This window comes from Bradyrhizobium sp. USDA 4506, assembly GCF_054058795.1.
Map to the genome: position 1 here is coordinate 70,674 of NZ_JBSSBM010000001.1, position 17,910 is coordinate 88,583.

17 protein-coding genes and 6 pseudogenes are annotated in these 17,910 nt (G+C 61.0%); 13 read left to right on the forward strand and 10 right to left on the reverse strand.

The window, feature by feature from the left end:
- Window positions 1-342 precede the first annotated feature (342 nt).
- Window positions 343-591 (reverse strand): annotated as a pseudogene (locus tag ACVIHF_RS00265) (reverse transcriptase domain-containing protein); the annotation flags it as partial.
- 511 nt (window positions 592-1,102) lie between these two features.
- On the opposite strand from ACVIHF_RS00265, the gene ACVIHF_RS00270 reads away from it, so the two are divergent.
- The gene (locus tag ACVIHF_RS00270; RefSeq protein WP_253610408.1) at window positions 1,103-1,744 is read left to right on the forward strand and encodes a recombinase family protein; all 642 of its coding nucleotides are present in this window, start codon (window positions 1,103-1,105) and stop codon (window positions 1,742-1,744) included.
- 21 nt (window positions 1,745-1,765) lie between these two features.
- Window positions 1,766-3,100 (forward strand): recombinase family protein, encoded by a 1,335-nt coding sequence (locus ACVIHF_RS00275; protein ID WP_456791500.1) that lies wholly within the window; start codon window positions 1,766-1,768, stop codon window positions 3,098-3,100.
- Window positions 3,101-3,335: 235 nt separating this feature from the next.
- Here the strand turns inward: ACVIHF_RS00275 and ACVIHF_RS00280 are convergent.
- From ACVIHF_RS00280 to tnpA (ACVIHF_RS00290), 3 genes and pseudogenes are all read right to left on the reverse strand, one after another.
- A pseudogene (locus tag ACVIHF_RS00280) lies at window positions 3,336-3,724 on the reverse strand (reverse transcriptase domain-containing protein); the annotation flags it as partial.
- Between the two features lie 561 nt (window positions 3,725-4,285).
- A complete protein-coding gene (tnpB, locus tag ACVIHF_RS00285) occupies window positions 4,286-4,477 on the reverse strand; it encodes an IS66 family insertion sequence element accessory protein TnpB (protein ID WP_375167181.1) in 192 nt (63 codons plus the stop codon).
- Window positions 4,478-4,500: 23 nt separating this feature from the next.
- Complete coding sequence (gene tnpA / locus ACVIHF_RS00290) at window positions 4,501-4,908, reverse strand: IS66-like element accessory protein TnpA (protein WP_456791501.1); 408 nt, start codon at window positions 4,906-4,908, stop codon at window positions 4,501-4,503.
- Window positions 4,909-4,969: 61 nt separating this feature from the next.
- Here tnpA (ACVIHF_RS00290) and ACVIHF_RS00295 point away from each other — a divergent pair.
- The 4 genes and pseudogenes from ACVIHF_RS00295 to ACVIHF_RS00310 form a co-directional block, all read left to right on the forward strand.
- A pseudogene (locus tag ACVIHF_RS00295) lies at window positions 4,970-6,009 on the forward strand (Mu transposase domain-containing protein); the annotation flags it as partial.
- Window positions 6,006-6,817 (forward strand): annotated as a pseudogene (gene istB / locus ACVIHF_RS00300) (IS21-like element helper ATPase IstB). The pseudogenes ACVIHF_RS00295 and istB, both read left to right, overlap by 4 nt.
- Before the next feature lie 487 nt (window positions 6,818-7,304).
- On the forward strand, window positions 7,305-7,874 hold the full coding sequence (locus tag ACVIHF_RS00305) for a GNAT family N-acetyltransferase (protein WP_253610410.1): 570 nt from the start codon (window positions 7,305-7,307) through the stop codon (window positions 7,872-7,874).
- 101 nt (window positions 7,875-7,975) lie between these two features.
- Window positions 7,976-8,242, forward strand: a pseudogene (locus ACVIHF_RS00310) (transposase); the annotation flags it as partial.
- 300 nt (window positions 8,243-8,542) lie between these two features.
- On the opposite strand, the gene ltrA reads toward ACVIHF_RS00310, so the two are convergent.
- Window positions 8,543-9,979 (reverse strand): group II intron reverse transcriptase/maturase, encoded by a 1,437-nt coding sequence (gene ltrA / locus ACVIHF_RS00315; protein ID WP_456791428.1) that lies wholly within the window; start codon window positions 9,977-9,979, stop codon window positions 8,543-8,545.
- Window positions 9,980-10,467: 488 nt separating this feature from the next.
- Between ltrA and tnpA (ACVIHF_RS00320) the strand changes: the two genes are divergently transcribed.
- The 7 genes from tnpA (ACVIHF_RS00320) to ACVIHF_RS00350 all read left to right on the forward strand — a co-directional run bounded on the left by tnpA (ACVIHF_RS00320) (window position 10,468) and on the right by ACVIHF_RS00350 (window position 14,292).
- The gene (gene tnpA, locus ACVIHF_RS00320; RefSeq protein ID WP_253610411.1) at window positions 10,468-10,863 is read left to right on the forward strand and encodes an IS66-like element accessory protein TnpA; all 396 of its coding nucleotides are present in this window, start codon (window positions 10,468-10,470) and stop codon (window positions 10,861-10,863) included.
- Window positions 10,860-11,015, forward strand: coding sequence for an IS66 family insertion sequence element accessory protein TnpB (tnpB, locus tag ACVIHF_RS00325; RefSeq protein ID WP_456791429.1), 156 nt, complete (start codon window positions 10,860-10,862; stop codon window positions 11,013-11,015). Before tnpA (ACVIHF_RS00320) ends, tnpB (ACVIHF_RS00325) begins: the two co-directional genes overlap by 4 nt.
- Window positions 11,016-11,118: 103 nt before the next feature.
- Window positions 11,119-11,805, forward strand: a complete 687-nt coding sequence (locus ACVIHF_RS00330; RefSeq protein WP_253610412.1) for a hypothetical protein — start codon at window positions 11,119-11,121, stop codon at window positions 11,803-11,805.
- Window positions 11,806-11,836: 31 nt separating this feature from the next.
- Window positions 11,837-12,358, forward strand: a complete 522-nt coding sequence (locus ACVIHF_RS00335) for a site-specific integrase (protein WP_456791430.1) — start codon at window positions 11,837-11,839, stop codon at window positions 12,356-12,358.
- The gene (locus ACVIHF_RS00340; protein ID WP_253610414.1) at window positions 12,355-13,287 is read left to right on the forward strand and encodes a tyrosine-type recombinase/integrase; all 933 of its coding nucleotides are present in this window, start codon (window positions 12,355-12,357) and stop codon (window positions 13,285-13,287) included. The genes ACVIHF_RS00335 and ACVIHF_RS00340 overlap by 4 nt, the downstream gene beginning before the upstream one ends.
- Window positions 13,284-13,880: a tyrosine-type recombinase/integrase gene (locus ACVIHF_RS00345; RefSeq protein ID WP_456791431.1), complete on the forward strand. Its 597-nt coding sequence runs from the start codon at window positions 13,284-13,286 to the stop codon at window positions 13,878-13,880. Before ACVIHF_RS00340 ends, ACVIHF_RS00345 begins: the two co-directional genes overlap by 4 nt.
- Entirely contained in the window at window positions 13,840-14,292 is a 453-nt protein-coding gene (locus ACVIHF_RS00350; protein ID WP_253610416.1) for a tyrosine-type recombinase/integrase, read from the forward strand. The genes ACVIHF_RS00345 and ACVIHF_RS00350 overlap by 41 nt, the downstream gene beginning before the upstream one ends.
- A 45-nt stretch (window positions 14,293-14,337) precedes the next feature.
- On the opposite strand, the gene tnpB (ACVIHF_RS00355) is transcribed toward ACVIHF_RS00350, so the two are convergent.
- From tnpB (ACVIHF_RS00355) to ACVIHF_RS00375, 5 genes and pseudogenes are all read right to left on the reverse strand, one after another.
- Window positions 14,338-14,484, reverse strand: coding sequence for an IS66 family insertion sequence element accessory protein TnpB (gene tnpB, locus ACVIHF_RS00355; RefSeq protein WP_076824769.1), 147 nt, complete (start codon window positions 14,482-14,484; stop codon window positions 14,338-14,340).
- Complete coding sequence (locus ACVIHF_RS00360) at window positions 14,481-14,831, reverse strand: transposase (protein WP_253606702.1); 351 nt, start codon at window positions 14,829-14,831, stop codon at window positions 14,481-14,483. Before ACVIHF_RS00360 ends, tnpB (ACVIHF_RS00355) begins: the two co-directional genes overlap by 4 nt.
- 118 nt (window positions 14,832-14,949) lie before the next feature.
- Window positions 14,950-15,261, reverse strand: a pseudogene (locus ACVIHF_RS00365) (sigma-70 region 4 domain-containing protein); the annotation flags it as partial.
- 251 nt (window positions 15,262-15,512) lie between these two features.
- Window positions 15,513-15,734, reverse strand: a complete 222-nt coding sequence (locus ACVIHF_RS00370; protein ID WP_375167179.1) for a helix-turn-helix domain-containing protein — start codon at window positions 15,732-15,734, stop codon at window positions 15,513-15,515.
- A 101-nt stretch (window positions 15,735-15,835) separates the two neighbouring features.
- The gene (locus ACVIHF_RS00375; protein WP_253610418.1) at window positions 15,836-17,899 is read right to left on the reverse strand and encodes a flagellar biosynthesis protein FlhA; all 2,064 of its coding nucleotides are present in this window, start codon (window positions 17,897-17,899) and stop codon (window positions 15,836-15,838) included.
- Between the last annotated feature and the right edge of the window lie 11 nt (window positions 17,900-17,910).

Here is a 17,910-nt window from a genome sequence, read left to right on the forward strand (position 1 = left end):
GAGGTCACGCCACCTCGCCTGCCGGACGCCGCCTGAGCCGTAAACAGGTATCGCTCAGACTGATCCCAAGATAACGACTACCCCTTGGTTTTGACGTCTTCCCTACGCTTTCGACAGTTCATCGGTGGTTCGCTTGCGCTCGTCTCCTCGATCCTTACCTGACAGAGTCTTGCTCTGCCTTTTCCGGTCTCGCTCACCACCTCGACCATTGGGCCGAAGCAGCAGCCGGTGGTTTGAACCCTGATCCTGCAACCCGAGTTCGAGGGGCCGACCCCCATCTTCTGTGCAGCAAGGCTGCTCAAACGTGCTCTACATCACACCTCCTCCGCGCCGTCGTGGCGCACAGTCATCGGCGTAGCGCACGAAGCGATGGCCGCGTCTTTCCAGTTCCCTGTCCAGCACATCCAGCATCAGGTTCGACAATAGCGGCGAGAGCGGACCGCCCTGCGGCGTACCCTCTTCCGTCGGACTGACCAGCCCTCTCTCCAGCACACCCGCATTCAGGACTCCGCGGATCAGCTTCAGGAGGCGCTTGTCAGTCACCCGCTTGGCAACGAGCCTCATCAGGATGTCGTGGTTGACCCGGTCGAAAGGCTACTCGACAGACTACCCACCACCGCACTCATCATCTCGACGACTATCCCGATCAGGTAACCATCGTTCGGTCGCGCCATCCCTTTGAGGGATCTGCGCTTAATGTGCTTGGCTGGTGTCATCGACGCGGCGAACTTCATCTGACGCTTGTACTGCCCGATGGTACCCGTGCCCTTGTACCGGCCGCGTGGACGGATCTGCCTATCGCACAACATTTACCGCGTGCAAGCCCGCAATGCGCTCGAGCGGCATTCCTGGCTTCCCACGCCGAGCTGCAGCACGCCCGGACGATCGTCGACGCTTTGCTGCGGCAATTGGATGCCGCGCATACTGTCCTGCCACCGGAAGCGGAGGACAGCCATGCAGCAGCTAAGCTTTCTCGACCCACCACCTCAGCGCGGGGCCGCACCCGTATGGGAGGCCCTCGATAAAGAGCAGCGCGCACATCTCGTGCTGCGACTCGCCCGACTAATCGCCCGAGCAATCGCCACTGCCGGAGATCACAACGATGAACGAATTGAGCAAGATCACCGCTGAGCACCTCTGCCGATGCGCAATCGTCTACGTGCGTCAGTCCAGTACGACGCAGGTCGAGCATAATCGCGAGTCCACTGCCCGTCAGTACGAGTTAGCCGAACGCGCCGCGAGGCTCGGTTGGCGACGCGATCAGGTGAAGGTCATCGATGAGGACCTCGGTATTTCCGGTTCCGGCCTTTCCGAGCGCACCGGCTTCGCGCGTATGACCGCGGAGGTCGGCCTCGGCCGGGTGGGCATCGTGCTCGGCTTGGAAGTCTCGCGACTAGCGCGCAATAATGCTGATTGGTACCGTCTGCTCGATCTATGTGGCCTGACCCACACGCTCATCGGTGATGGAGATGGGATTTATCATCCGGGCTTGTTCAATGACCGCCTGGTGCTCGGGCTCAAAGGTACGATGTCAGAGGCAGAGCTGCATGTGCTGCGTGCGCGGCTGCTCGGTGGCATCCGCAACAAGGCCGCACGCGGAGAACTGCACCGCGGGCTGCCGGTGGGTCTGGTACGGGGCGACGCCGACGGGGAGGTGCTGTTGCATCCTGACGAGTCGGTGCAAGCCGCGATCCATGCTGTCTTCGACCGCTTTGCCGAATTCGGCTCGGCACGACGCGTGTGACTGTGGTTCCGCTCGCAAGGCCTGCGCTTTCCGCTGCACTCCAACAGCCTTGTCGATCTCCGCTGGGTCGCCCCCACTTACACAAAGGTCCACCAGGTCCTCACCAACCCGTTCTATGCCGGCGTTTATGTGTATGGCCGCACCCAGCAGACATGCTATCTCGATGTCGGCGGTCGAATCCGAAAGCGCATCAGACAACGCGACCGCGAGCAGTGGCCGGTGTTCATTCGTGACCATCATGCCGGATACATCGATTGGAATACCTTCGAGGCGAACCAGAAGCGCCTGGCGCAGAACATCCGTCCTCGATCGCACCAGAGCGGGGGTGCCGTGAGAGAAGGCGCAGCACTCCTGCAAGGCCTCGCCGTATGCGGACACTGCGGTCGGCGCCTGGCCGTACACTACAGCGGCCGGTTCTCGGCGCCCGGATATCACTGCGCCGGCAAGAACATCGTCAACGGCCGGGGCGAGTACTGCCTCAACATCGGCGGTGTGCAGATCGATGCGGCTGTTGCCGAAGCGTTCCTTGCGGCTCTCGCGCCCGCAGGCCTGGAAGCCTCGCTCCAGGCGATCGAGCAATTCGACGCCGATCACGAGACGACTCTCGCGCAGTTCCGTCGCGACGTCGAGCGTGCGCGCTACAACGCGCAGCGCGCCGAGCGACGCTATCGCGCCGTGGACCCGGAGAATAGACTCGTCGCGCGTGGACTCGAAGCAGAATGGGAAAGCGCTCTGCTGGAACTGAAGACTGCCGAATCCGAACTCTCGGACCGCGAACATGCCCGACCGCACTCGCTTACGCACGAAGAACGCGACGCGATTCTTGCACTCGGTAAAGACCTCAAGCGTATCTGGTTCGCTCCCACGACGAGCGATCGCGATCGCAAGGAGTTGCTCCGCACGCTGCTCGACGATGTCACCTTGAGAGTCGAGCGCGATAAATACAACGCTCACCTGACGCTGCGTTGGCACGGCGGTCCCTTCAGTGACGTTAATGTCCCATTGCCGCACTCGCATCCATCGCCGATCCGCACCGCCGACGATACGATCGATCTGCTGCGGCGACTGGCTGCACATTATCCCGACACCAAGATCGCCGGCATCCTCAATCGCCAAGGACGTACAACGGCCACAGGACTGTCGTTTACGGCAAATCGTGTGTCGAGCCTGCGGACGCACTGGGAGATCCCGTGCTTCGAGCCGAAACAGCAAGTGCAGGACGGCGAGTGCATGACTCGAGAAAGCCGCACGCGCGCTCGGGATCGCACCCTCTACTTTGCATCGCTGCCTCAACGATGGCTTCATTGCCGGAGAGCAGATCACACCTGGCGCGCCGTGGCGCATCCGTATCAATGACGAGTTGCGGTCGCGCTTTGTGGAGAGCGCGCCCGAAGGTTACGTGAAGATGTTCAAGGCCATGAATCTACTCGGCGTCTCGCGGCAAACCATCTTGCAACGTGTAAAGCGCGGCGAGCTTAACGCCGTTCACGTCTATCGCGGACGGGCAAAAGGCATACGAATTCAAGTACCTGCAGTTGCTCCGGACCTCTTCGACCCTCTCAAAAAAACCGAAGGTGTAGTATGACGCAACATCCAACAGGCCTTTGATGTCGAACTCCAGCACCCAGTCCATCTTCCAGCACCGTTGCCGGGTGACGCCAACGGCGTCCAGCGCGGATTTCCGGGCCGGTAGCCGTAGGAATCGGGAAGGAAGATTTCCTCGAGCGCTTGTTCAATCTGCAGCTTGACGACCGTCTGCGCCACGCGATCTGCTACTGTCGGCACGCCTAGAATGCGTTGTCCGCCGTTCTTCTTGGGAATGGGGACAGCCCGAACGGCAGGTGGAAAGTAGCTGCCAGAAGACATTCGATTCCAGACCTTGTAAAGGGTGCCCTTCAAGTCCTTCTCAAAAGCTTCGAGCGACACCTTATCCACGCCGGCCGCGCCCGCATTGGCTTTGACCAGTTTGTAGGCCTTCATCACTGTCTGCTTGTCGATATCGTACTGCTTACGTCCGGTTACACTCACATGTCCTCCTGCTCATCACAGTTGCATATGGGCGCAACCCACTTGTTTCGGCCCCTTCGCTCCAGTTCCATTACAGCACCTTCATCACTACTACGAGCCGATCCGCCCCAGTGTTGTGCTTCGGTACTCTCGTCTCGCGGTGTGCGCCGCTTGAACTGCTCCCTTGGCATCACAACGACTGGTTCCTGCAGTTCTCTACAAGAGCCTGTATCCAGATCGCGTCCCCTAAACGCCGGTCGCCATCCGCGCAGTAATCCAGGCGTCTCACGGATTGATCTCAGGGATGGCACGCGCCCCTGATTTTGGCGACGCCTTAGTAATTTTCGACGCGTCATCGGAAGATTCGCTTTCGCTCGCCTTCTGGATACTTACCTGCCCCGTAAACCCGGGACTTTTGCAACACTTGCTGATGACCGCGCCTTTTAAGCGAAGCCACAGTGTCGTGGTGTTGCATCTGCGCCTGGAACGCCGATGCAGGAGGGCCGTCCTCCATCTCTCATAAAGCTGTACGCATTAAATTCGGTTATTCACCTCCTTCATGCTCTGCAGCACACCATGCCAGAGCACCTTCAATAAATCGCCTCGGCGCCCGCGGAAGCAGAACAAATGACCACTCAGCGGATCGCGGTGCAGCACCTCTTGCACCTGCAACGCCAAAGAGGCGAAGCCTTTGCGCATGTCGGTATGGCCCGTCGCCAGCCGCACCCGAACTCCCGTAGGAATCGGAATCATCGCCGATCTAGAGCCTCGATGATCCGGCGAAGCGCCTCGACGTCGACGCCCGCATCGACAATGACGCGCCGCCCGCCGGTCAGTTCGATCTCAATCCGACGCTCCGTCGAATGTGCTGTCGCACTCTCGGATGACGTCGCCATCGACGCCACAGGCCCATCCTCGGCAACAACTGCCCTGACGAAGGCAGCCTCGGATTTGGTCCGGTTCGCCGCGAAGGCTCTTCGCCAAGTCACCAGCAGAGAACGCGACAAGCCGTATCGCCGCGCTGTCGCCGCAACCAGGCGCGGCTCGGACAGGCTTTCCAAAACAATCCGCGCCTTCTCCTCCTCAGACCAACGCCGCCGCCGGCCTGTCTCCACCACTTCGAGTCGATTCAGCGCACTGATCGTATGGCTGTCCATACGTACAGTTCTCAACCATCAGGCCGGCCCGTCGCAAGGCGTCTTTCCTCGGAGGCTTACCTTCCGGCTGGCCTGTTCCGGCTTTGAGCACGCCCATGTCGTGCTCGGTGGCGAGAGCTTCGTCGCCTTGGCCGAAGGACTGCAGAATGCTCTGTGGTCGCTCGGCGGCGCGCCGCGGGAGCATCGGACCGACAGCCTGTCGACCGCCTTCTGCAATCTGGACCGGAATGCTCAGGACGATCTGACCCGGCGGTACGAGGACCTCTGCGCCCATTACGGCATGCGGCCTTCCCGCAACAATCCCGGCATCGCCCATGAGAACGGGACGATCGAGAGCTCGCATGGCCATCTCAAGCGGACAATCGCCGATGCGCCGCTATTGCGCGGCACTGCCGACTTCGATGATCTCGCCGCCTACCGCGGCTTCATCGACGAGATCGTCAGCCGCCGCAATGCCCGCAACGCCAAGCGGATCGACCACGAGCGCGCCACGCTGCAGGCATTGCCAGATTGTCGCACCTCGGACTACGAGGAGGTGATCGTCCGCGTGACGTCAAGCGGCGGCTTCACCTTGCGCAAGGTGTTCTACACCGTGCCGTCACGCCTGATCGGCCACCAGCTGCGGGTGCGCCTTTACGACGATCGTCTCGACGTGTTCGTCGGCGGCACCCATCTGGTCACCCTGCCGCGTGGGCGGCCGCATCCCAACGGCAAGCACGACCAGGTCGTCGATTATCGACACGTGATCCATTCCGTGCGGCGTAAGCCAATGGCGCTGCTCAATCTCGTCTACCGTGATCGGCTGTTCCCGCGCGATGCCTATCGGAGGACCTTCGATCGCTTGCGCGAACGGCTGCCGGACAAGAAAGCCTGCCGGCTCATGGTCGATCTGCTTGCGCTGGCGCACGAGCGCCGCTGCGAGGCCGAACTCGCCGGTCAGCTCGCCGCCGACCTGGACGCCGGCCAACTGCCGATCTCGGACGGCTGCGCGCCCACTTCGCGCCCGATCCTGCCTGCATGCCGCAGCGCATGGTGCAGCTTGCGCCGCTCGCCAGCTATGAGTGTCTCATCGGCGCCAGCCAGATCGGAGACGCCGCATGAACACGGCCAACACAGTCGACACCGCGCGCCTCAATCTGTTGCTCAACGAGCTGCGGCTGCCCGCCATCAAGGCGCTGTGGCCGCAATTTGCCGAGCAGTCCGACAAGGAAGGCTGGCCGGCGGCCCGCTTCCTCGCCACCATTGCCGAGCACGAGATCGCCGAACGCGGCTGCCGTCGCATCGAGCGCCATCTCGTCGAGGCGCGGCTGCCCGCCGGAAAGACCTTCGACAACTTCGACTTCGAGGCCGTGCCGATGATCTCCAAGGCGCAGGTGACCGCGCTCGCCGCCGGTGATGGCTGGTTGGGCAAGGGCGCCAATCTGCTCCTGTTCGGCCCGCCCGGCGGCGGCAAGAGCCACTTGGCGGCAGCGATCGGCTTGGCCTCATCGAGAACGGATGGCGCGTCCTCTTCACCCGCACCACCGATCTCGCGCAGAAGCTCCGGGTGGCGCGGCCCGAGCTCAACCTCGAGGCGGCCATCAATCGTCTCGATCGCTTCGATCTCATGATCCTTGACGATCTCGCTTACGTCACCAAGGACCAGGCCGAGACCAGCGTGCTGTTCAAGCTCATCAGCGCACGCTACGAGCGGCGCTCGATGCTGATCACGGCCAATCAGCCGTTCGGCGAATGGAACAGGGTCTTCCCGGACCCCGCTATGACCCTCGCCGCCATCGATCGCCTCGTTCACCACGCCACCATCGTCGAGATGAACGTCGAGAGCTATCGCAGGCGGACCGCCCTCGAACGAAAACGCGGTCCCGGACGGCCGCCATCGTACGCGACACCCAAAACCGCCGCTGATTGACGCTCCACGACTATCAGAGTTCAACAAAACTCTTGCGCGCGACAATCATCGCGGCGATCATCACCTCGCCGCGACACCGACTCGCCATCCTGATTGTCGCGCGCTTCCCACCCAGATTGTCGCGCTATACCTTCGAGACTCTATTCGTACGTACTTGGAACCGAAGCCACGGAGCGGGGCGAGAGGGCGTGAACTGACGCAGGCGAAATAAAAGTTGGCGCCGTCTCGATGGCCACAACCAGTTGCCAAAACTCGTTCTTGGTGTGACATTCAACGATGGGATCGAGGTCATCGCCAAGCCGACCGACCGTCAGCCCATAACCGCCGCCGCCTGACCGGCCTCGCCGTCACCAAAATTTGGCGATAGCTCGATGGTGTAACACCGGTACCTGGACGAGCCTCCGCGACTTCAAACTGGATTAAGCTTGGGGGCAAGGTCACCGAAGGACCGCTGACGAAAGCGCAGGAAGTCAGGCCGGAGGGTAAAATGGACGAACGCATGACCCCTAATAATACGGTCACCTTAGAAACGGATGAACTGATTCTAAGGTCACTGTCTATTGATGATACCGAAGATCTATTCCCAATTCTCAGCGATAGGAGCCTCTTAAGATACCTGTTCTCGGCATCAGAAACCATCGAGGAGGCTCGAAAACTTGTTAAGACCATTTCGGGGTATGACCGGAAATGGGCTACGTGGTTCGTTGCAAGGCTCAAGAAATCCGGTGCTGTATGTGGATCATTCATGTATTTTAGCGCTGACATCGTGAACAAACACGGCTCGATCGCCTACGTTCTTTTGCCCGAATTTGGACGGAGGGGGTTGGCGAACCAAGCCGTCCAAGCCTTAATCAGGCATATGTTCTTAGATCTCGGTTTTAACCGGATAGAGGCTGAAGTCGAAAAGGAGAACGTTCGCTCGAAAGCTGTTGTGGCTAAACTCGGCTTTACTCGTGAAGCCGATTGTCTCAGGCAGAGAGTTTTCCTCGCGGGAGAGTATCGTGATGTCGAGATGCACTCTTTAATTAGAGAAGATTGGGACAGATACGGTAATTAGCATTACAGTTGGTGAGAGCTGGTCGCGGAATTCTGCACAGGACGATAAGTGGAATTTCTGCCTGACAGCGGGCACGCTGTGCCTGCGAATCAGGAGCGACAATGAGCAGACGACCCCGCTGGAACCACTCAGGGGCCTTCAAGGCGAAGGTAGCTCTGGCCGCCGTCAAGGGCGACCGAACCATCGCCCAGCTGGCAGAGCATTTCGACGTCCATCCCAACCAGATAACGACATGGAAATCGCAGCTTGAGGCAGGCGCTTCCGAGATTTTCGGACCGGGAGGCGGGACACCGGCCACGCCCGCGGTGGACGTGAAGTCGCTGCACGCCAAGATCGGCGAACTGACGCTGGAGAACGATTTTTTGAAGCCGCCCGACGACGTCACCGGGATCACCTTCTCCTCGAAGTCGGTCGTGCGACCTTTCGGCAGCGGCGCCAGTGCTTCCTTCTCGAGCGCGATCCGCTTGGCGAGGTTGGCGTTGCGCCGGCCGACAATCTCGTCGACAAAAGCCCGGTAGGCATCGAGACTGGCGAAGTCGCGCGTGCCCCGCAGCAACAGCGCATCCTCCAGCGCTCGTTTGAGGGGTCGCGGTAGGGACACGGATTTCTCCGTGCCCCCCGCCCAGATCCGTACGAGCGGAACTACCGCATACGGCTCCTGCCTTGGGTCATGACGTATACCTTGGGTTGGGATGCGGATGACATGCGCGGACTTTCGGGATGTATCGCCCAATGAATCGTCGGAACCTTTCCCAGGTCATGCGAGAGCGCTGGCTGCGTCGACGAAGCGAGCGCAGCCAGGCCCGGCAGACCTCGGCGCGGAACATGCCGAGCCGCTTCAGGTTCCCCGGGATCGCGTGGTAGTTCAGGTATCCCTGCATCACGCGACGGAGCCAAACGCCGGTCTCACCGATAGGCGCATGGCGGCGTTTCATCAGGTCGTGTCGTATCGCACTCAGCGTCGCCCGCAAGCGAGAGGCGATGGTCACGCGCCGGATTGTGAAGTGCGGGTTTATCCGGGTCACCGCGCAGATGTGCGTGAACCCGAGGAAGTCGAACGTTTCCGGGCGGCGTTGCCCCCGGCGTGCGCGGCGCTCGGCCGCGTACCGTCCAAATTCCAATACCCGCGTCTTCTCCTCATTCAGCGACAGACCGAACTTCGCCATCCGCTCACGCAGTGCGTCGAGAAAGTGCAGGGCCTCGGACTTTGTTTCGAAGCCCATGACACTGTCGTCCGCATAGCGGACGACGATGACATCCCCTTTTGCCGACTTACTTCGCCACTGATGAGTCCAGAGGTCGAAGACGTAGTGCAAGTAAATGTTAGCAAGAAGCGGTGAGATCACTGCTCCTTGCGGAGTACCTACTCGTGCTACGGACTTCAATCCACCTTCGACAACGCCAGCGGTTAACCACTTGCGTATCAGTCGTAAGAGCCGGCGGTCTGCGATCCTGTGCTCGAGGAACTGCATCATCCACCCGTGATCGATCGTATCGAAGAACGAACGGATGTCAGCGTCGAGCACCCAGTTCACTCTTTTCTGATGAATGCCGATCCACAGTGCGTCCAGCGCTTGGTGCTGGCTCCGCCCCTCCCGGAATCCATAGGAAAAGCCGAGAAAGTCCACCTCGTAAATCGCATTCAAGACCGTCGTCACCGCGTGCTGGACGATTTTATCTTCCAGCGCTGCGATTCCGAGCGGTCTCAGTTTGCCATTTATCTTGGGGATATACACTCGGCGAGACGGGAGTGCCCGATAGCGGCCTGACTGGACCGCGTCCCAAAGCACTTCGATTCGCTCGTCGAGTCCTTCCTCGTAGTCACGCCATGTCACTCCGTCGACGCCGGATGCAGCGGAGTGCTTCAGTCCCCTGAAGCTTTCCGTTAGCAGTTCGCGCGTCACATGGTGCATCAGCGCTGTGAACCGTGTCTTCTTATTCCGTCTTGCCAGTTCACGTATAACATCCAACCTCGTCGACGCGCTGGTCCGGCTCTGTGTCCGGGGCACGGGAGGATGTTTGCTATTGCCCTTGGCTGCCCGCCTTCCCTCCGGACCTTCCGCGAGCATCGGTGTGGACCCGTCGCTCTTGTTCAGATCGTTCATTGGTACTGTGCAGACATCCGACTTCTCGTCGACGGTGGTGCTGGGCTTACGGCATTCAGCCTTCCCCAGCCTGCCCGAAGATTGTTCCCCCTCGGGCGACGACGAGATCTCCCAGTTCCTGTGCGAAGGATTTCCCCGCATGCTCAGGGTCTCCGACCGCGTGGAGCCGTTGGGTGGCTTGCGATAGACGCCGTCCAACGTGTTGCCTTCCGCATTGCATAACTGCGTCGGCGCTCCAGACTTTCGATTTCGCGGCTCAATGGCTGGCCTGCGGTTTCCCCTGTCAACGCTTCGAAGTCGCCCTCACGGACACCTCCGCATGACTCGGGGTCAGGGTGGGTCGCTACTCCTTTCCTGTATCGAACTTTCATCGACTATCCTTCGCCAGTTTCACTGGCGCACTACGCATCCGACGGGCGCCGTCTTGCGTGACGCGAGGTAATTCGCGAAGCGTGTAGCCTTAAGTCTAGCTTTAAGGTCATCAGGCGATGCGAGTCGAGGTTTTGGGCGGGCTGGAGCGGCGGCGGCGCTGGTCGCAGGACGACAAGGTGCGGATTGTCGAGGAGACATTGGTGCCGGGCGCGAAGGTGACTGAGGTTGCGCGCCGCAACGGAGTCGCGGCCAGCCTGGTGTTTACCTGGCGTCGACAAGCACGGACGTCAGAGCAGGTCGTACCATCTTTTGCGCCGGTGCAGATCGTCGCTACGGAGGTGGAGGAAACTGCGAAGCTTTTGCCTGCGGGTGACGGTCGGGTGCGCTCCGTAGCGTCCGCGCGTACTGGATTGATCGAGATTGATCTTGGCAACCGGCGACGCATCCGGCTGGATGCGCACGTCGACCCGGAGGCACTGGCGCGGGTCCTCGAGGTGCTTGAGCGCCGATGATCGCCATACCGGGTAATGTGCGGGTGTGGCTTGCGACCGGCCATACCGATATGCGCCGAGGCTTCCCGAGCCTTGCGCGTCTGGTTCAGGAGAGCTTGAAGCGGGATCCACACTTATGTGTCGGACGAGATTATGTGGCGGAGGCGCTCTAACGCCAGCCCGGGCCGGCCACGGCTGGATTCCTCCGCCACATAATATTTCGTGCCCCTCGTGGCGACGCGGGATCCCCCTGCGCCGTAACGCCGGAGGGGCACAATGCTCGAGTTCTATTTTTCGTACCGCGGGGTGCTTAAACGCCTTCGTGACGGGGCGCTCGGCGCCGAGATGGATCGCATCGCGGGGCACTTTTTCTCGCTCGGTTACAAGCAAGCATCCGCTAAGCTTTATCTGAGCCGGATCGCGCGGTTCGGCCGTTTTGCTGCAGCACATTGCGGTTCACGGCCAATCGGCGAAGCTATCGTCGATAGCTATCTATGCACATTCACCACGGACTCACCACGGATTGCGGCAGTGTCTGCGATCCAACACGCGCGACGGGTGGCGCCCGAACGATTCATTGCTTCGACGCCCATTGTAGTCGATGATCCGGACGCTCCGCTTTTGCGCTCCTTTTCTCACTATCTGAGCAGGGTACGAGGCCTTGAGCCAAGGTCCCGCGATGGCGTTCTCTTGGGCGCACGGCGCTTTCTGGATTGGCTCCACCATCGCCATCCTGGCCAAGACCTCGAGGCGTTGACGGCAGAGCATGTCCTTGCCGCTGTCGAGTATCGGCTGTCGCTCTCGGCGACCTCCGGCACCTCGCACGGCGGCGATCTCTCACATCCGAACGTTTCTCCGCTTTCTGCATTGGGGTGGTCACCACGAGCAGGATCTGGCTCCCATCGTTCCAAGAACGCCATATTGGCGACTGGCCCATTTACCGCCCCAGCTTTCGTGGGATGATGTTCGCCGCGCCATCGATGCGATCGGCAAGGTGACGCCGATCGACCTTCGCGATCGAGCCGTTCTGTTGTTGCTCGCCACCACAGGCATTCGCAACGGCGAGCTACGCGCTCTTCAGCTCCGGGATATCGACTGGCGAGCTGGTGAGTTTTTTGTCCGGCGCACCAAGGGCAAGCGTGACCGAGTGGCCCCGCTCATCGAGGAGACCGGCGCCGCGCTCGCCGACTATATCCTGCGGGCTAGACCGAAGGTCGATAGTAAGCATCTGTTCCTGTCCTTCACGCCGCCCGTGGGACCATTCAAGTACGCGTCGTCTGTTTCAAGGATCGTGCGGAGGCGGTTGCAGCATGGTGGGATCGAGCTCGGTCGCGTCGGAGGCGCACATCTCCTGCGCCACAGTTTAGCCACCCAGCTCGTCGGGCGACGAAGGCCGATCAACGAGGTCGCCGATCTTCTAGGGCACCGAAGCATCAACACAACGGCGCTGTACGTGAAGGTCGCGGCCTCGCAGCTCGCTGAGGTCGCGCTCCCCTTTCCGGGAGGCGCCGCATGACTGCCTTCGCCGCATTCCTCGGCGACAAGGTCGAGCGCTACATCGAGCTGCGCCGCTCCCTCGGCTACGCCTTCAACAAGCAAGCCGGCACGCTGCGGGCTTTCGTTCGCTACGTCGAGCAATCTCAGCTGGGTGCGCCCGCCACCCGGACGATGGCGCTGGACTTCGTCCTATCGTTCGGTGGCGCCGCCGACAGCCGCGCGGTCCGTCACGGCGTGCTCCGCCGATTCTACGAGTACCTGGTCCTCTACGCCCCCCAGACCGAGGTCTTGGAGCGCAAAGCTTTCCCGCGGTCCAGGGCGATTCCGCCGCCGCGCATCCTAAGTGAGGCTGAGCTGACGTCGCTTATCGACGCATGCAGCTTCATTTCGCCAGGGAACCCTCTCAGGGGCCGTACGATGGCGACGCTAATCGGATTGTTGGCCAGCACGGGATTACGATCGGGCGAAGCGGTCAGCCTTGATCGCGGCGACGTCGATCTGACCAACGGGATCGTCCTCGTCCGTAAAACCAAGTTCCGTAAAGACCGCCTGATTCCTGTTCACCCAACGACCCAGGCAGCCCTTCGTCGATACGCCCGTGAGCGCGACACCGTGTTTCCCAGGCCCAAAGGCGAGGCCTTCTTCCTCAGCTCGCGAGGCTGCCGTCTGTCGGCGACCGGCCTGCAAAGCAACTTCGCTAAGGTCCGCAAGCTCGCGGGTCTTGACAATGGCAAGCCTCTGCGACCGCACGATCTCCGGCACCGGTTCGCGGTGACCAGGCTCAGGCTGTGGCACCAACAGCGCGCAGACGTCCAAGCGCTGCTGCCCTTACTCGCCACCTACCTCGGCCACGCCAACTATAGCGACACAGCCTACTACCTCACCGGCTCGTCGGATCTCCTCGCCATCGCGGCTGAGCGCGCCTTCCTCGACGGAGGTGCGGCATGAACGAACACCTCCTGCTGGCGCCGCTCCTGGAGTCGTACTTTCGTCGCCGGTTGACCAAGCAGCGCAACGCGACCTCCGCGACCTTAGCCAGCTATCGCGATGCCTTGCGCATGCTGATCCTCTTTGCCGCCGCCCATTTGGGGAAGAAGCCGGCGGCGCTGGCCCTTGAGGATCTCGATCGGGACCTTGTTCTCGCCTTTCTTGACGAGCTTGAGGAGAAGCGGAACAACTCCGTCGCAATGCGCAACGCCCGATTAGCCGCGATCCGATCCTTCTTCCATCACGTCGCTGCCGCCGATCCCGCCTCGTTCGGCGTCGCCCAACGGGTTCTGACGATCCCCACCAAACGGGCCCACATCGAGGTGACGCATCATCTCACCAACGCCGAGGTGGAGGCCATCATCGCAGCCCCTGATCAGACGACGCCCCGCGGCCGGCGCGACCGGGCCTTTCTGCTCTTCTTGGCGAGAACCGGCGCTCGCGTGTCCGAAGCGACTGGCGTCAACGCGAACGACCTTCAGTTGGAGCGAGGACGCCCGCAGGTGCTGCTTCATGGCAAAAGGACGCCGAGATCGCGTCGTTCCCATTCCTAAGGATCTGGTGCGATCGCTGACGGACCTATTGAGCGAACGCGGTCTCGCCAATCATGAACCGCGGCCGATCTTCGTCGGGGTTCACAACGAGCGCCTGACGCGTTTCGGCGCGACACACATCGTGCGGCGTGCCGCCTCCCAGGCCGGGTCCACGAGGCCAAGCTTGGAGGGCAAGCCGATATCGCCGCACATCTTCCGGCATTCCCTCGCCATGAAGCTTCTCCGGTCAGGTGTGGACCTCCTGACGATCCAGGCTTGGCTTGGCCATGCTCAGGTCGCCACAACCCACCGATACGCCGCTGCGGATGTCGAGATGATGCGCCGGGGACTTGAGAAGGCGGGCGTCTCAGGCGACCGCAGCGCGCGCTTCCGGCCGAACGACACCATCCTGCAGCTGCTGGCCAACATCTGATTATTATGTGGCGGAGAAACCCTGAGTGGCCGGCCCGGGCTGGCGTTAGAGCGCCTCCGCCACATAATCTCGTCCGACACATAAGAACGGATCTGAGCCGGCATCGCGCACCAGCGCAACAAGGCCATCGATACCCTTGCGGAAGTCGACTGGATGGCTCGCCAGGAACACCTTCACGCCGGAGGGGATCATGCCGAACGGACCGCCCGGATCACCCGCTGCAACTGCGCCTCGTCGACGTCCACGCCGGCGCGCACGATCACCTCGCCAATGGCAATCTCGATCACCGCGCCTGCCACAGGCGCCACCACACCCTCGCAACTCGAGTGCCGTGAGCGATAACGCCGCCGCTCGGCCCGAGCGTCACGGCGCCAGGCGAACAGCTGCGACGGGTGAATGCCGATCCGGCGAGCGATCGCCGAGACGCTCGCGCCAGGCTCCAGCGCCTCCATCACGACTTGGGCCTTAAACTCGTCCGACCAGCGTCGGCGAAGCTGCCGCGGCGCTCCCTCAAGACGGTCGGCGACCGCTTCGATCATATGGAAGGTTCTAGTTCCAGAACTAGGCGCAGACATAGAAGCTCACATCGGCTCACAAACTTAGCAGCCGATAGCCGATCGTTCACCCCCTCCGCCAGACGGGGTCTCCTTGCCGCTTACTCAGCGTCACGCCCTTGCGCTTGAGCTCCTGCGCCACCCGCGGCCACTCAGGCTCGCTCAAGTCCTGCGGGGGGCGCCCGACCCGCCGGAACAGAGCCCGCTGCAACGCCGCCTCGCTCGCGTAAATCGGCGGTAACGGCCAGCTTAAGCCCGCCTCGCGTGCCCGCAGCAGGTAGGTGGCAACCGAGCTCTTGCTGATCTGCAGCCGTTCCGAGATCTCCCGAACCGACAGGTCCTGCTCGTACGTCAGCCTCAGGATCGATCGTAGGTCCTTCACAGTGGTTCGTTTCGCTTGCTTCCGCCTCGGCATTGCCCCTCTCAAACTCAGCTTGAGAGAGAACATTGCCTGAACGGCGCTCCCGAAAACCAACCTCCCGCAACTGTCCGCGATTTAGCGGAATCCCTGTCCCGGAATTACTGAAATCGCTGTCCGCGAATTAGCGAAATTGCTGTCCGGAAATTGCCGAAACACGCACATATCTCCGGAGGCGATGAAGGTGTGTCCATCGGCGGCGAGCGCCGCCTTCAGTTCCGCCAATGTGCTGTCGGGTTTGGCCGCTATCAGCGCGAGAATGCGCTCAGCCTGCCCTTCGATCGCCTGCGAGCGTCGATCCCCGCCCTGCGGCTTCGCGTCACCTCACCTGTCTTTCGAGCTTGCGCCACCCAGCGGATCGCGCTCGACACGCCCATTCGAAAGTGCGCCGCAGCCTCTCGACACGACATGCCGCCCTCAACGGCGGCGACCACACGTTTGCGGAGATCAATCGAAAGAGCTGGCGCCATGCCTGCCGGCCTCCTTCACCAGCAGGCAGCTTGAATCAGACCCCTCCAGACTCCGGAGAGTAGGCGGCGCCGCAGCGCTCGCGGAGACGGGCGCGTCGTGCCTACTGAGCATCCTCCGGATCGGCTGAGAGGTAACTGACGGCATAAATAATCGTTTCCGGTACGATCTCCTGATAGGCGAGGACTGGCACGTAAACTCCGTGCTTGCGCAGCACGTTGAAAAGCGCGTGACGAACGTCCTGCTGGGTCATCAGCACGGGATGATACCCACGCCTAAACCCGTCACTGGCGATGTCCCGCGCCTGCTTCGCGATATTGGCAGAGATCGAGGGTTCGAGCACCAGGAAACGCCCTTCCTCCGTAATGCGCATTCCCTCCCGAAGATTGGCTTCCAGCGTCGGCGCAACAACAACAACGGGCAGGAATCCATCCGGCGCGAAGCGCTTGGTGAGGAATTCCGCCAGCGATATCCGCACTTTCTGCAGAAGGCTGGTCGCGTCCCGTTCCTGCGACCATTGCAGGAGGGCTTCGAAAATCTGGACGCGGCTAGAGATCGGGATGCGTTCACGCAGCAGCATGCGCAACACAGCGATGATCTGGTTGTTAGACAGGGCCTCCCGCAAATCCGCGATGAGAACAGGATTGCTTTGGCGCGTCTCGTTGATGATATCCACCGTGTTCTGGAAGCCGGCGATGCTGTCGAGATGTTCGATGACGACCATCTTGAGGTGTATGAACAGCTGCTCCTCCGGAGTCCAGTACTCGATGCCTTCCTCCTTCAACCGCACAATAGAGCGACTATCGACGATAGTGCCCTCACGCGGGCCGAAATCGGCAGCCGATGGAATTTCGAGAGCTTCCAAATAGCTTGGATTGGCCTTCACAAAGACAGTCCCGGGCCTCAATTGTCCCGTTGCGACCAGCTCCTGTCGAACAAAGACACGGTAGGTGTCCGCCTGATTATCCTCGATGGCAATCCTCCAGTACCCGAGGGGAACTCCGAACTCGGCTTCAGGGCCGGCGCGAACATTGTCGAGCATCTGGCAGAACCAGGAGACGTCGATCTCTCGGATGCCGGACGGCAGGACAAGCTTGATGGTCTCCATGGCTTTGGTACGCTGTTCGATCTCGGCGAACTTCCGCTCAAGGCTTTCCAGCTTGCGATCCCAGCTCGTCTCGGTCGCAAGAGCACGATTAGCGAGCATCCGATAGGTCCAAAAGACCCCGCCGGACATCGCGCCTCCGATAGCGACGAAGATCGCGGTCGGAAAGCCCGGAATGACCCCGAAGACTGCAATGACGACACCCGCAATGATGATCGTTCGCCCGTTGGCCAGCATTTGCTGGCTGATTTCGGTTCCGAGATCCATGCCCCTCGGATTGGTCACACGCGTAACGATGTTGCCTGCAGCGACGGAAATGAGGAGCGCTGGAATCTGGGCGATGAGACCGTCGCCGACCGTCAGCAAGGCGTAGAGCTTCAGCGAGTCACCAAAACTCATGCTTCGTTGCACCATGCCGATGGCAACGCCTCCCAGGAGATTGATGGCCGTGATGACGAGGCTGGCAATCGCATCGCCTTTGACGAATTTCATTGCCCCGTCCATCGAGCCGAACAGTTTGGCCTCACGTTCGAGGGTCTCGCGCGTCTCCTTGGCATCGGCCTGATCGATATTGCCCGCGCGGACATCCGCATCGACACTCATCTGCTTGCCGGGTAAGCCATCGAGCGTGAAACGGGCACCGACCTCCGCCACGCGATCGGCTCCCTTGGTGATGACAATGAACTGTACGACCGTAATGATCAGAAAGATGACCAGCCCTACCACAAGATTACCGCCCACCACAACCGCGCCGAAGGTCGCCACAATCTCCCCCGCATCCCCTTCGATCAGTATGAGGCGTGTCGTTGAGACCGAGATGGCCAGTCTGAACAGCGTCGTGACCAGCAGGACGGATGGAAAGGTAGAGAATTGGACTGGATTATGAAGCTGAAGCGAGATGAGCAGAATGATGATCGAGGCGCTGATGTTGAGCGTGATCAGCACATCCATCAGAAAGGCTGGCAACGGCACAATCATCATCAGCAAGACGAGCGCGAAGACGGTGATCAGAAAGATATCTTTCTGTCGGGCCAGCGTGGAGGCGAACTGCGCGATCGTCATGGTGTATCGCT